Genomic DNA, 13,413 nt, shown 5'->3' on the forward strand with positions numbered 1-13,413 from the left:
TTGCAGTTTGCCTACATTTTTTCTGAAAAAACATTCCAGTTGATTGGAGAGGGTGTTCGATACTCAGGCGGGAAAAGCGAGTGCCTGGAGTGGAAATCACTTTTATTCGATTTTTTCTACAGTTTAAAAGCTCCAGGGCCTCATTGGCCCTGGAGCTTTTGTATCTTCGAAATTATAGAGATTCTTTGATGACCTTCTTGTAATGAAATACGGATAGGATTCCGAAAATCGAATACAATGCCGTATATAATGCCATGACGATGATCATCGGTGCCCAAACTTCGGTCCCGAAAAAGAACCATCCTGATTGGACTGCGAAATAACTGTGAAGCAGACCGACGATTAATGGAATGCCGAAATTGAAAACTTGTTTCGCTTGGATTCCTCTTAGTAAGTCACCACGCGTGAATCCCAGTTTTCTTAAAATCGTATAATTGGATTTTTCCCCTTCACTTTCATCCATTTGCTTGAAATACAGGATGCAGCCGGATGTGATGAGGAAAGTTAATCCCAAGAAGCCGACGATGAACATGATAAGACCCATATTCTTCTTCTGGGTATTGAACATTTCCAATTGGGAATCATTCACATGTTCTTCTTTAAAACTCATTTTTTTGAATAAATCATTCGCTTTTTCAAGTTCAGCTTCATCCTTCACATCAATGCCAATATTAACGGATGATACTTTTTGGATTTTCGGGTCGATGTCCTTTTTCAAACGGTCGAATATTGTTTGGTCTACAATGGCAACGGGCAATCCGCCATTCGTGAAGTAATAGTGCAGGAACGTATCATCTTTCAATCCCATATATGTTTGCGGAATCGCTTCATTCTTGCCTTTCAGTTCAATCTTTCCGGAATCCTTCAAGGATATGACCTGCTCCATCATATTACTATAGCCGCTGAAAAGGGTCTCATCTTCAGCGAGGTTGATTCCTTTAACGGATTCATCACTGATGACGGGAACGGTCATGATGTCCGGATCGAAGTTCATTCCTTCAAGGCTCGTTTCCATTATTTCCTTTACATTGACATTTATCTGAATGACATCTATGACCTTTTCGTCATAATCAATTTTACTGTTTGATAAAGCCTCTTTGAATGTATCCGCATCTCCCATATCCGTCATCGAAAAATCGGTAGGGATACTGCTTTGTGCCATTTTCTCCGCTGAGTAGTAGGAGATATAGCTTAATGATAATAACCCGATCGCCAGAGCGGAAACGGTCGTGATGATCGTCAATAATATCGTATTCGATTTCATCCGGAACATGATGGATGAAAGGGACAATACTTCATTGATGTTCAAATAGCCATTTTTCTTTTTACGGACGATATTAAAGATGAAGCTTACGGATCCTTTATAGAATAGGTAGGTACCGATGATGACGGTTGCCAGAATGACGATCATGACCATGAAAAGCTCGGTCATCTGTGTAAATGCTCCATCGAATAATTTGGATGAAATGACATAGCCAGCAATGATCAGGATGATTCCGAATATCCCGGTGATCATTTCGACCATGGAAACTTTTTTCACTTTTCCTTCCGTCATGGAAGTCACTCTAAATAATGATAGAATGGTTTGCTTTTTAATGAAGGCATAATTCATCAACATGATTAAAAGATAGATGGCGCTAAAAACGAGCAAGGTTTGCACTAGCGGCTGAAAAGAAAAGTTAAGCGTCGCGATTGCCTCGACACCCATTATTTTAAATAGGATCATGATGATCAATTTTGAAGCGGCAAACCCTACAAAGATTCCCAGGAATACGGAACAGAAATACAGGATCAGGTTTTCCACACTCAGGATACGGAATATCCTGTTCTTCGTCATGCCTATCAATTGGAATAGGCCAATTTCTTTACTGCGTCTTTTAATGAAAATGCTATTGGCATATAAAAGGAATATGGAAACAATTGCAACAAGCAGGATCGATGCTGCCTTGATGGAGGCAGCCCCTTTCACCGTACCCTCCGCTTCATCCAGCGCTGGGTCATATTGCAAGGTGACGAAAGCAAAGTAAAGGGAAGCGCTGAAGACCAAGGCAAACACATACAGATAATAGTTCTTCAGATTCTTCTTCAGATTTCGCAGGATGAGTTGATTAATGCTCATTTTGAACTCCTCCCAATACACCTTGTGTTTTCATGATGTCCTTGAAGAAAGTTTGTCTTGATTCTTCACCTTTATTCAATTGGGTATAGATTTGTCCGTCTTTAATGAAAATGACTCGGCTGCAATAACTGGCGGCCACGGGATCATGGGTTACCATGATGATGGTAGCTTTGTGCTTTTTATTCATTTCGCTCAGTTTGTTCAATAAATCGGAAGCTGATTTGGAGTCAAGCGCCCCAGTCGGTTCATCCGCAAAAATGATGCTTGGATCATGGATGAAAGCCCGTGCTGCAGACGTACGCTGTTTTTGACCGCCGGAAATTTCATTTGGGTATTTATCCTTCACTTCATATATGCCCAGTTCCTTCGCCACGCTATCAAACTTTTGTGCCGCTTCATTATTGGGCGTTTTTGTAATGGATAAGGGCAAAAGGATATTTTCTTTGACAGTCAATGTGTCCAATAGGTTATATTCCTGGAAAATGAAGCCCAAGTGGTTCTTACGGAATTCGGCCAAATTCTTTTCTTTCATCCCTGATATCTCTTTACCATCGATCGTAATGGTGCCGTTGCTGATTTTATCGATCGAGGAAAGGACATTCAGCAAAGTTGTTTTTCCTGAACCGGAGGCACCCATGATACTTACGAATTCACCTTCTTGTATGCTTATATCAAGACCCTTTAATACTTCTTGTTTATTGAATTTATTACCATAGCTTTTATGGATTTTTTTCGCTTCTAATATATTCATTTGGATACACTCCTTTTTTTCTATATCCTCATTATAAAAGGCCATGTATTTCTTTTCCTTCGTTTGGACGAACAAAGAATAAAAGCATGTGACACTTTTGTCACATGCTTGTGATATTCACGAAATCATTTCTTTTTGGGAAGGTCAAGGTAACGGTCGTCCCGGTTCCAACCTCTGATTTCACATTAATGGAGATGAACAGGGGTTCGGCCGCATTCTTGGTTAAATATAGACCCATGCCGGTTGCCGCACTGTCACGGTGATTTGTCGTGGATGTAAATCCTTTGTCAAATATGCGGGATAAATCCTTTGGGTCAATGCCCCGTCCAGAGTCTTGCACTTCCAGAACCGTTTGGCCGGCTTGCTCATGGCTATATATCATGATATCTGAATTTTCACTGTATTTAATGGAGTTGGTCAAGAGCTGCCTCATGATGAAGGCCAGCCACTTGGCATCACTAAGCACTTCGGTTACATCCAATTGGATGTCGAAGCCGATTCCTTTTTGCATGCACCATGACCGCAGCGTTTTAATCTCATCAAAGATTATTGTTTCCAAATCGGTTTTCTCTATATACAAATCATTTTCGATGAAAGGCATGCGCCTTTGATGGAGCTGCTGATCAAGAAGAAGATGAATGCGCAGCCACTCATAGGTCAAGTGTGATTTCAGCAATTCATCATCCAAGCGGTCAATCATTAAATGCATCGCCGTCAATGGTGTCTTCACTTCATGAATCCAAGATAATAATTCATCCTTCTCCTGCTCTAAAGTCATTTGACCGGTTGCTGCGGATCGCTTCAATAATTCGGTTTGGTTAATGATGCAGTTTTCTATGATTTTTTCGAAAGGGCTCTCTGGTTCGGCTATATTCGTTATATCCAGGTTGTCTTCCCGTGCTTCTAAACTTTTATAAAAGTAGGTTTCCTTTTTATAGCGGAAAATCAAAAACATACTGAACATGAGCAATGATAAAAAAACAATATACAGTATTGGCTTTAACGGAATGGCCGAATCAAGGTAAGCGACAAAGATAATGAATAGATGAAGAAGTATGTAGAATGTGATCCAGCTGAACCTTTCCACGAGATATTTCCTGATCATGCATTTGCCTCTTCCACGGCGATATAGCCCTGTCCGACTTTCGTTTCGATAAAATGCCCTAGACCTAGTTCATCCAACCTCTTTCGTAAACGGTTCACATTCACTGTAAGGGTGTTATCGCTTATGAAACGTTTGTCATCCCATAAACTGTTGATCAATTCTTCGCGGCTTACGATCTTGTTTTTCTGTTCAATGAGCTTTTTCAAGATGAAAATTTCATTTTTCGTCAATTCGATTGTGCCCGTCTCGGCCGAAACCGTGTTCTTCTCGTAATCCACGGTGGCGCCGCACCACGTTTTCAATTCGATCTTTTCCGTATTGTAATTATAGACACGGCGAAGGGTGGCCTGTATCTTCGCGATGAGTACATCGAAATGAAAAGGCTTCTGGATGAAATCATCAGCTCCAAGCTGCATGGACATCACCATGTCCGTAGGATGATCACGTGATGATAAAAAGATGATGGGAACATTGGAATGGGCCCGGATCATTCTGCACCAATGAAATCCGTCAAACTTCGGCAACTGTATATCAATGATGACCAAATCAGGTTTTATGTCCGTGAATTCCTGAACCACTTTACTAAAATCGCTGATTCCGTAAATATCATAAGACCATTGCGCCAATCTATCTTTAATTTCATTGAATAACGTCGTATCATCTTCTATCAATAATAGTTTAAACAATGGGTTCACCGCACTTTCCAGCTTTTTCTTAAAAGTATATAGTAAAACCTTTATAGGTTCTAGAGGAAGGGAGGGACAAGGGAGGTACAGCCTGCTGGTTGTGTGTAAACCATTATTATATTAAAATTGGCATAATGAATGGAGGAAGTGAATTTATGCCTGATTTTCCTAATTGCCCTGCATGTGATTCAGAATATACATACGAAGACGGCAGTCTTTTTGTTTGCCCGGAATGCGCCCATGAATGGACGGTGGAAGCGGAAACGGAAAATGGTGATCAAAAGAAGGTCATCAAAGATGCTAATGGAAATGCCTTGAACGATGGTGATACCGTTACGGTAATCAAGGATCTTAAAGTGAAAGGGAGCTCATCCGTCTTAAAAATGGGCACTAAAGTCAAAAGCATCCGTCTAGTTGATGGAGATCATGATATTGATTGTAAGATAGATGGTTTTGGTGCAATGAAATTAAAATCCCAATTTGTTAAAAAGGGGTAATGATAAAAAACGGCCTAATCCATTGATTAGGCCGTTTCTTTAGATTACATCTTAATAAACTTTGTCACCGTTAAAGATTGAATTCTTAACGACCACATAATCCACATTCCTTATGGCTTCCAACTTGGTACCGCCTGCATATGAAATGGATGACTGAAGATCTTGTTCCATTTCCTTCAACGTATCTTCCAAAGATCCTTTGTGCTCGACAAACATCTTTTTGCCTTCAACGTTTTTCTTTTCACCTTTTTGGAATTCAGAAGCTGAACCAAAGTATTCTTTAAAGGCCTTTCCATCTTTCTCGATCGTTTGACCTGGAGATTCTTCATGTCCGGCAAATAGTGAACCGATCATGACCATTGAAGCTCCGAATCTAACTGATTTGGCAATATCACCGTTTGTGCGAATGCCGCCGTCAGCGATGATTGGCTTGCTTGCCGCTTTTGCACACCAGCGAAGTGCAGCTAATTGCCAGCCGCCCGTTCCAAATCCAGTCTTGATTTTAGTGATGCATACTTTCCCTGGTCCAATGCCCACCTTTGTAGCATCCGCACCGGCATGTTCCAATTCACGTACCGCTTCAGGAGTTCCCACATTTCCTGCAATGACAAAACTTTCAGGTAAATGTTTTTTAATATGCTGTATCATTCTTATCACGGCATTGGAATGTCCGTGCGCAATATCTATCGTAATGTATTCAGGCACAATGTTGTCATTCGATAATTGTTCGATGAATCCGTATTCTTCTTCTTTAACGCCGACACTGATGGAAGCGATCAATTCTCTTGAATGCATGTCTTTAATGAAAGCCAGTCGTTTTTCTGGTTCAAAACGATGCATTACATAAAAGTAACCGTTTTCAGCCAAGTAAATGGCAATCTTTTCATCGATGATCGTTTGCATATTGGCAGGTACTACAGGCAACTTGAATGTATGTTTACCTAAAGTAACGGATGTATCACACTCAGAACGGCTATTTACTACACATTTTGCAGGAATTAATTGAATATCTTCATAATCAAACACGTTTTCCATGTTATGCACCTCTATATACGAATATTTTTGTCTTTTTTAATAAAAATTGTTCGCCCATTAGGTAATGTACATCATTTTTGACAGTAAGTCAAAATTTTTATTGGTTTTGTTCTGATTTTATTTCAATTTGATGGAAAATCCATAACAGAATGGGAGCTGAAAAGGATGAATGAACATGTTACTTTGGAACGTTGATTTCCACTTCAGGCTTTCGCTTTCCGCGGGCGGGAGCCTCCTCGGCACGCCTGCGTTGTCTCCCATGCCACGCTTTTCCCGCAGGAGTCTCGAACACCCATTCCAATCAACTTTGTTTGAAGTTTAGGAAAACTCCTTTTGCCAATAGTTTTTTGTAGGATTGTAAAATAGAACCGTTGATTTCCACTCCAGGCACTCGCTTTCCGCGGGCGGTCGGGGAGCCTCCTCGTCGCCTTGCGCCTGCGGGGTCTCCCCTAGACACGCTTTTCCCGCAGGAGTCTCGCGCCTTTCGTTCCAATCAACTGGAATTTTCTAAAAGAAAAACCAGGCTGGTACATTCCGAACCATGTTTAAGACCAGTTTACCCTTCATGTTTTTTCCTGTACTCCTTATGGAATGGAAGAAATGTGCGACACTCCTGCGGAATAACGGGCTAGCCGAGAACCCGGAGACGTTTACTTTGATACGGCCTGGCAGACAGTCGGCGGAATGGGAGCGCATTTCTGAAATCAACTGGAATTTTTTTGTCTACAGCTTGAAATACTTAAGTATTTTCACCAATCGGGACGACTTTTACACCTTTACGTTTTTTTACATCATCTTAACGTTGACCGGCATGGCACTAAGTTAAAATGAAAATGGGAAACGAATAAGAATGGGGGGATTGGCATGAAGGTTGAATTACATTGTCATACGAACGTTTCAGATGGTTCCAGTTCTTTTGAAGAACTATTGGAAGTTGCAAAAAGGGAGAGCGTTGGCCATTTAGCGATTACGAATCACGATACAACCATGAGATTGCAAGAGATGGTGGAACGGGGTAAGGAGATAGGGATTGAAATCATCCCTGGTATCGAAGTATCCGGTTATGACTTTGCAAGAGGAAGGCGTGTACATATTTTGGGCTATTTTGTTGAGCCTGGTCATAAGGCCCTTGAGGATTTATGTAATCCATTGATTGAAAAGAGGAATGCAGCTTCTGAAAAAATGGTGGAACGGCTGGTTCATGCAGGTTATCGAATAACTTGGGAACAGGTATCTAAATTCAGGGGAGGAACCGGTGTTTATAAACAGCATATTATGCTGGCGCTTCGGGAATCGGGGTATACGGATTCTATCTATGGAGGTTTGTATAGAAAAATCTTCAGCCGCGGCCAAAATGGGGAAGAGCCGGGCATTGCCTTTATTCCTTTGGAGTATGTGGATGCCATAATGGCTGTGAAGGCGATTCGTGCTGCCGGAGGCGTCCCGGTCCTTGCTCACCCTGGACAATACGGGAGCTTCGAAATTATCCCTGATCTTGTAAAAGCAGGGCTTGAAGGGATTGAAGTTCTTCACCCGCATCATGGTCATGCAGAAGAGGAAATAGCGATTTCATATGCAGATCAATATAATCTCATTAAAACAGGAGGTTCCGATTTTCATGGGGATTATGGGAAAAAGCCGATTCGGCTTGGCAGTATGAGCCCTGGAACGGAATGTGTGAATGCTTTGAAATTAAGGAAAAAAAGCATGGCCATCAATGATGTGGTATTGAAAAATATAGACCTATGAAACCAGGAACTTTGCTGTGAAAGCGGCATCCTTACATGCTGGGTTATGAATTTGAGAATGAACATGCAAGGTATTGTATGTAAAAGGATCTAAAAATAAGTACTTCATTTCGTTCTGGTAATTGACCAGGACTTTTTTTTTACAAGAAAACCATGATAGCTTCATATTTACTCATTACACTGACAGTAACAAGGAAATCATATGTAAAGGGGGATTTTTGTTGGCGGAAAAAAAGGTCTTTAAAATTGTCAGGCTTAGGTTAATCGACGATTTCCCGATCGCTCTTCATACATCTTTTGTAGCAAAATCAACATTTCCTGAAATAGAAAAGGACGGTCCGGATATACCCACCATGTTTCAATATTATCGGCAGCGTGGCTTTGTAGAGTTCGGATCCAGCAGGAGCACGCTGAATGTGTTTTTCCCCACTCTTTTCGAACGGGATATTTTGCAGTGTTCAAGTTTGATTCCACTTTTGCAAGTGGAATCATTATGCCGGGATAAGCGGAGTAATCAAGTCCTTGATCACACGGTCATAATCTATCGGAGAGATTGTTTTACATATGTTATATAAAAACTTCCATTCCAGATATCGATCGAATTCACTAGTAAATGCTCTGAATTCACGAGTAAAAGTACGAAACCCACGAGTAAATGCTCTGAATTCACGAGTAAAAGTACGAAACTCACGAGTAAATGCTCCGAATCCACGATTCAAGCACGAAATTTGAATAGTGTAGGCCTGGCTTTAACAAATTTCATACAAAGATTTACTCTTTCTTAACGTCCGTTCACTTGGCAACAAGATACATTGAAGATGTTAGCTTGAAACTAAAACATATTTTATCCTGATCATCGCAATCTGTCTTGAAATCTTAGCAACACAAATCAAAAGGAAACTAAAAGTATCATCTGGATACAAAAATGCTGGCTAGGGGAATATGGACTCTGCCAATCCATCAACTTGGTGCAGCCCCCGACAGTCACGTTCGTTTCATAGCATGCATGAAAAAAGACCACAAAATGACGTGGTCTCTTTATTTTGTTTGAAAATGGCTGTCTGGTGTCATTGTCATGAAGGCTTATATAAGGGAGGACTTTATTTCTTGAATCTGTTTGATATGCCTTTGTTCATGTAAGGATAATAACTCAATCCATTGATCCAATGAGAGGTCCCCGAACAGGGGATGTTTGGCTTTCTTTCTATTTAACAAGATACCTGAATCCATATCATAAAGAACCTGTAATAATCGATCCCTTGATTCTGCCAGCAAATCCACGAGGCTCGATAATTGAAATGGGGTTGAAGAGGGTGAAATGACCTCAGGGGATGAGAATTTCCTTGTTCTATCAGTAACGAAGTATATGTTTTTTTGAATGATATTATTAAAATCCCTTTCCCGAATGCCATTTGCTATAACTTCTGTAAAAACCTGTTCCGTAAGATATAAATGATGGCAAATTTGGGCGATGTTCCATACTTCAGGCACAGGCTTATGGTGGAGCGTTTTTTCATCCAATTCCGTAATTTCCTCAATTAATTGTTTTCTTGATTCAAATAGCAAATCATACTCGATATAATTCATGAGAACTCCCCTTTTGTGACACCCCATATGAAAGCATCACTGAATTTTTTGAAATAGGAAAAACCAAAGGGATATCTGATTGCATAAAGAATGCATAAAAACTACGGAGAAAACACCTGAATTAAAGTGGATTCATGATGAATGAAGGAGTGTGACACTATGTTTTAAAAGCATGGTTTCAATTTAATGAAGAGTGTAAAAAGATACCTCTTATAGTACAACGAAAAGGCATGCTTAATTGGTATTCATGTTTTTGAGGAAGAAATGCAGAGCTGAAGTCAGTTCTGTATTTCCAGGGACTACATTTTATCCGGAGCTTTGATACCCTATCATGCCTATGCAAAAAAGTTGAGTTTATGCCTGCTTAGTATGTTGCGCCAAGGGCCTCCGCTAAAGAACCGAAAAATGAAGCTGGCATTCAAAGGGAAAAGAATCCAAGGAAGCCGGAGCATCGGAATTTATTATATCTAAATTATAGCACAGTTAATATTTTCCTAGAAATGATTATAAGAAAAAGACGGAAGTTTTCCACAGGGACTTTTGACTTTTTATATTATCTAGAGAAAAGTTGCTAACGCAATGGGAAGCTTATAAACTGAAGGTAAAAAAATCAACCAGGATTGGATGGTGAATGCAATGGCTAAAACAATAGTTGAAAAACTGAATTTACATAAATATGAACGGGTGGCAGTCCTGAATCAGCCTGCCGGGGCGGATTATTTAGCAGAGCTGCCGGATTACGATACAAAGCTTAATGAAAGTGCCTATGATCTTATATTTGCCTTTGTATTGGATATGGATTCCTTAAAGAGAATCGTGGATAAGGTGATCGCGAAGAATCATTTGAGTAAAAATGGCTATATTTATTTGGCGTACCCGAAGAAGGGGAATAAAGAATATGCTTCATATATTCATCGTGATGATCTGATGCAGGGCCTTGATGCGGATGATGAAGGGTATGTTGGCTCGAGTGACCTGAAGTTTGCGCGTATGGTTGGGTTGGATGATGTCTTTACGGTAGTCGGACTGAAAGAAGATTCAAAAAATAGAAACCGTCCATCTACCAAAGCAAGCCAATCAGTAGATGATTATATCGGCATGATTTCTGAAATTGAGAAGGATTTGCAGGATTCCCCTGATTTGCTTGCGTTCTATCAATCACTTACGCCAGGGTATCGCAAGGATTGGGCCCGTTATGTGTATAGTGCAAAACAAGAGGCGACACAAGTGAAACGGCGCCAGGAAATGAAAATGATTTTAGGAGAAGGTTACAAGAGCAGGGATCTATATCGAAGGAATAAATGAGGGTGGGAATGTCTTCCATTCTCTTTTTTTTCTGTACTGTTAATCCTATCAAAAGCATATACTAGACCGAATCCAAACTTAAATCGTAATAATTATGATTTGTGAGGTGGTTAAATATGCTTTTGAAACGCTACACGGGAAATTTGCTGTTATTGATTCTGCTGTTTTTGCTGCTGGCATTCTTTTTTCTAGGCGATGTGTTCATTCCCAAAGCGATTGATTTCTCCGACTACCCGATGCTTCACTCTGTGTTCGTCGTGTTTTTGGGATTGTTTTTAGAATCGATTCCTTTCCTGTTCCTGGGGGCCATTGCTTCATCATTTATCCAGTTGTTCATCAGTGAAGAAATCATTCAGCGGATGATACCCAAAAGACCCCTGACGGCCATTTTTGCCGCGATTGCGGCGGCGCTGATCATTCCGGTTTGCGAATGTGCAATCATTCCGGTCGTCCGGAGATTGATTCAAAAGGGTGTCCCGGTCCATGCAGGTGTGGTCTTGCTCGTAACAGCCCCAATATTGAATGTCATCGTGTTTGGCTCAACTTATTATGCGTTCCAAAATAATCCGTCCATTCTATATGGAAGAATCATCCTTTGTGTCCTGACGGCCATAATCGCAGGTTTATTCATTCATATATTCAGCACAAAAGATGTGGTGAAAGAGGACAAGCTGGAACTGGTACAAGGGCATGAACATGATATTCAGTCCAGTAAATGGACAAGCTTCATTGATCATACTTCGCAGGAGTTTTTTATGGTCGGCCGATACTTTATCATCGGGGCCTTGTTTGCGAGTGTATTTCAGGTATTCCTGGATCGGTCGGTAATGGCCGATATTGGTCAGGCGCCAATAAAAGGCACGGCGTTGATGATGGGAATTGCGTTTGTGCTTTCACTCTGTTCATCAGCTGATGCATTCGTTGCGGCCTCCTTTTCCCATAGTTTTCTGCCAGGCTCCATACTGGGATTCCTTGTATTTGGTCCCATGCTGGATCTGAAAAATGTTTTGATCATGATGTCCTGTTTTAAACGGAGCTTCGTCGTCACGTATGTCCTGCTTATCTTCGCAGTCGTCTTCAGCCTCTGCCTGATTGCAGGCAAGTTGATCAGTAAGGGGGTCTTCTGATGAAACGTTATTTTATCCAAAGACTTGAAGGATTGCTGCTGCTGGGATTGGGCCTCATGATCTTTAAATTGTATGTTTCAGGATATTTAACGAAATTGATTGCACCCAAGATGGTTCCATATGCATTGGCGGCACTTTTCGCTTTTTTAGTGATCAGCTTTCTCCGAATGAAAAAACAAAAGCAGGGTGAACAACATTGTGATTGCGGATCGAATGGGGAGTCTTCGGTCCTGAAATATAGTTTGTTCTTCCTTCCGATTCTCCTGGGCTTCATCCTGACCGATTTTACATTGAGCGGGGAAGTGCTGGCGAAAAGGGGGATGGCGAAGCAGCAGGCACAGATGGTAAGTTCATATGATTCAGGGAAACATGCGAATGGGGAGAAAATCTCCGTAACCGATGATAATTATTTTGAAGTACTGGATGATTTACTGAACAACCTCGATACGATCGAGGGGAAGGAAATAGAGATTTCGGGGTTCATATACCGTGAGGATACATTTACGAAAAAACAAATGGCCATCTCCCGCCTCTCCATGTCCTGCTGTGTGGTCGATGCGACGTTATACGGGTATATGGTCAACGGGAACGTGGAAGGAATGAAGACGAATGATTGGTATACGATTACAGGGACATTGAAAAAAGGTAGCTATAAAGGGGAACCCGTACCGGTGATCGATTTAAAAGAGTCGAAGAAAATAAAGGCACCGGAAGAAGCTTATTTATATGAAAATGTACAAATCATTCAGTAGAATTGAAAAACCCGGCAAAAGGATGTTTTGCCGGGTTTGGGTGCCGAAAGGGGGATTTTATTTTGTGGAAACCGGAAACGTACGTAAAATCGTGCGCTGCGGGCGGAAAATCGAGAAACGGCGCCATTTGTTCGGGAGCACGTAACATAGTATAATGGCCTTACCATGGATAAGAGTGTAAGGGGGGATAATCTTGTCTTCAAGTAATCGAAACAATCAAATTGGACCGCCGCGGTTTGCCATTGCCGTTCACTCTTTGGTTTGGCTCGCACAAAGCGAAAAGCTCCTGACAAGTTCGGCAATCGCCTTAAAGGTGAAGTCACACGCCACTTTTTTAAGAAGGGTGATGGCACAGCTTGCAGCTGCGGGGATCGTCGAAACAAAGGAAGGACGGGAAGGCGGTTATAGTCTGAAGGTGCCTGCCTCTCAGCTTACTTTGGCGGATGTGTATCAAGCGGTACGGCCCGAATGTCTCGTTTGTATGGAAACGAGCGAATGCGGTGAGGTCGGGAAACAGCTGGATACGGCTTTGGAGGAAATCATGAACGAAGCCGAAAAGGAAACATTGCGCCTGCTAAAGGGCTATACATTGGAAGAATTCATGAAAAAAGTCGATTTCACCAATTTTGAAAATGAGTGTCTGGGCTAATATCCTTGCAAGAGGGTACCCAGGATTATATAATGTGCTTAATGCGATTGCA

13 protein-coding genes are annotated in these 13,413 nt (G+C 41.3%); 7 read left to right on the top strand and 6 right to left on the bottom strand.

Annotated features, from left to right (window positions below; all coding sequences use genetic code 11):
* Window positions 1–172 precede the first annotated feature (172 nt).
* The 4 genes from J7I90_RS09430 to J7I90_RS09445 form a co-directional block, all read right to left on the bottom strand.
* Window positions 173–2,119 (bottom strand): FtsX-like permease family protein, encoded by a 1,947-nt coding sequence (locus tag J7I90_RS09430; protein WP_214770864.1) that lies wholly within the window; start codon window positions 2,117–2,119, stop codon window positions 173–175.
* Window positions 2,109–2,870 carry an ABC transporter ATP-binding protein gene (locus tag J7I90_RS09435; RefSeq protein WP_048689374.1) on the bottom strand — a complete coding sequence of 254 codons (762 nt, stop codon included), beginning with the start codon at window positions 2,868–2,870 and terminating at the stop codon, window positions 2,109–2,111. The genes J7I90_RS09430 and J7I90_RS09435 overlap by 11 nt, the downstream gene beginning before the upstream one ends.
* 100 nt (window positions 2,871–2,970) lie before the next feature.
* The gene (locus J7I90_RS09440; protein ID WP_214770866.1) at window positions 2,971–3,975 is read right to left on the bottom strand and encodes a sensor histidine kinase; all 1,005 of its coding nucleotides are present in this window, start codon (window positions 3,973–3,975) and stop codon (window positions 2,971–2,973) included.
* A complete protein-coding gene (locus J7I90_RS09445) occupies window positions 3,972–4,661 on the bottom strand; it encodes a response regulator transcription factor (RefSeq protein WP_214771334.1) in 690 nt (229 codons plus the stop codon). Before J7I90_RS09445 ends, J7I90_RS09440 begins: the two co-directional genes overlap by 4 nt.
* Before the next feature lie 155 nt (window positions 4,662–4,816).
* Between J7I90_RS09445 and J7I90_RS09450 the strand changes: the two genes are divergently transcribed.
* A complete protein-coding gene (locus tag J7I90_RS09450; RefSeq protein WP_214770868.1) occupies window positions 4,817–5,158 on the top strand; it encodes a zinc ribbon domain-containing protein YjdM in 342 nt (113 codons plus the stop codon).
* A gap of 51 nt (window positions 5,159–5,209) precedes the next feature.
* Here J7I90_RS09450 and guaC read toward each other — a convergent pair whose 3' ends face one another.
* Window positions 5,210–6,193, bottom strand: a complete 984-nt coding sequence (guaC, locus tag J7I90_RS09455; protein ID WP_214770870.1) for a GMP reductase — start codon at window positions 6,191–6,193, stop codon at window positions 5,210–5,212.
* A gap of 864 nt (window positions 6,194–7,057) precedes the next feature.
* Here guaC and J7I90_RS09460 point away from each other — a divergent pair.
* Window positions 7,058–7,942, top strand: coding sequence for a PHP domain-containing protein (locus J7I90_RS09460; RefSeq protein ID WP_214770873.1), 885 nt, complete (start codon window positions 7,058–7,060; stop codon window positions 7,940–7,942).
* Between the two features lie 220 nt (window positions 7,943–8,162).
* Window positions 8,163–8,516, top strand: a complete 354-nt coding sequence (locus tag J7I90_RS09465; RefSeq protein WP_214770876.1) for a UTRA domain-containing protein — start codon at window positions 8,163–8,165, stop codon at window positions 8,514–8,516.
* A 508-nt stretch (window positions 8,517–9,024) separates the two neighbouring features.
* Here the strand turns inward: J7I90_RS09465 and J7I90_RS09470 are convergent.
* A complete protein-coding gene (locus J7I90_RS09470) occupies window positions 9,025–9,528 on the bottom strand; it encodes a DinB family protein (protein WP_214770878.1) in 504 nt (167 codons plus the stop codon).
* A gap of 636 nt (window positions 9,529–10,164) precedes the next feature.
* Between J7I90_RS09470 and J7I90_RS09475 the strand changes: the two genes are divergently transcribed.
* The 4 genes from J7I90_RS09475 to J7I90_RS09490 all read left to right on the top strand — a co-directional run bounded on the left by J7I90_RS09475 (window position 10,165) and on the right by J7I90_RS09490 (window position 13,361).
* The gene (locus J7I90_RS09475; protein WP_214770880.1) at window positions 10,165–10,833 is read left to right on the top strand and encodes a YdeI/OmpD-associated family protein; all 669 of its coding nucleotides are present in this window, start codon (window positions 10,165–10,167) and stop codon (window positions 10,831–10,833) included.
* A gap of 116 nt (window positions 10,834–10,949) precedes the next feature.
* Window positions 10,950–11,960 carry a permease gene (locus tag J7I90_RS09480; protein WP_214770882.1) on the top strand — a complete coding sequence of 337 codons (1,011 nt, stop codon included), beginning with the start codon at window positions 10,950–10,952 and terminating at the stop codon, window positions 11,958–11,960.
* The gene (locus J7I90_RS09485) at window positions 11,960–12,712 is read left to right on the top strand and encodes a TIGR03943 family putative permease subunit (protein ID WP_214770884.1); all 753 of its coding nucleotides are present in this window, start codon (window positions 11,960–11,962) and stop codon (window positions 12,710–12,712) included. Before J7I90_RS09480 ends, J7I90_RS09485 begins: the two co-directional genes overlap by 1 nt.
* A 193-nt stretch (window positions 12,713–12,905) precedes the next feature.
* Window positions 12,906–13,361 carry an RrF2 family transcriptional regulator gene (locus tag J7I90_RS09490; protein WP_048685569.1) on the top strand — a complete coding sequence of 152 codons (456 nt, stop codon included), beginning with the start codon at window positions 12,906–12,908 and terminating at the stop codon, window positions 13,359–13,361.
* Window positions 13,362–13,413: the final 52 nt, after the last annotated feature.

Source organism: Bacillus sp. ISL-57, assembly GCF_018613135.1.
GTDB classification, from domain to species: domain Bacteria; phylum Bacillota; class Bacilli; order Bacillales; family DSM-1321; genus Peribacillus; species Peribacillus frigoritolerans.

What these genes read in the sequence shown, in the direction of transcription:
- J7I90_RS09430 (WP_214770864.1), bottom strand. Translation starts at nt 2,119, where the DNA reads ATGAGCATTAATCAACTCATCCTGCGAAATCTGAAGAAGAATCTGAAG.
- J7I90_RS09435 (WP_048689374.1), bottom strand. Translation starts at nt 2,870, where the DNA reads ATGAATATATTAGAAGCGAAAAAAATCCATAAAAGCTATGGTAATAAA.
- J7I90_RS09440 (WP_214770866.1), bottom strand. Translation starts at nt 3,975, where the DNA reads ATGATCAGGAAATATCTCGTGGAAAGGTTCAGCTGGATCACATTCTAC.
- J7I90_RS09450 (WP_214770868.1), top strand. Translation starts at nt 4,817, where the DNA reads ATGCCTGATTTTCCTAATTGCCCTGCATGTGATTCAGAATATACATAC.
- guaC (WP_214770870.1), bottom strand. Translation starts at nt 6,193, where the DNA reads ATGGAAAACGTGTTTGATTATGAAGATATTCAATTAATTCCTGCAAAA.
- J7I90_RS09460 (WP_214770873.1), top strand. Translation starts at nt 7,058, where the DNA reads ATGAAGGTTGAATTACATTGTCATACGAACGTTTCAGATGGTTCCAGT.
- J7I90_RS09470 (WP_214770878.1), bottom strand. Translation starts at nt 9,528, where the DNA reads ATGAATTATATCGAGTATGATTTGCTATTTGAATCAAGAAAACAATTA.
- J7I90_RS09475 (WP_214770880.1), top strand. Translation starts at nt 10,165, where the DNA reads ATGGCTAAAACAATAGTTGAAAAACTGAATTTACATAAATATGAACGG.
- J7I90_RS09480 (WP_214770882.1), top strand. Translation starts at nt 10,950, where the DNA reads ATGCTTTTGAAACGCTACACGGGAAATTTGCTGTTATTGATTCTGCTG.
- J7I90_RS09485 (WP_214770884.1), top strand. Translation starts at nt 11,960, where the DNA reads ATGAAACGTTATTTTATCCAAAGACTTGAAGGATTGCTGCTGCTGGGA.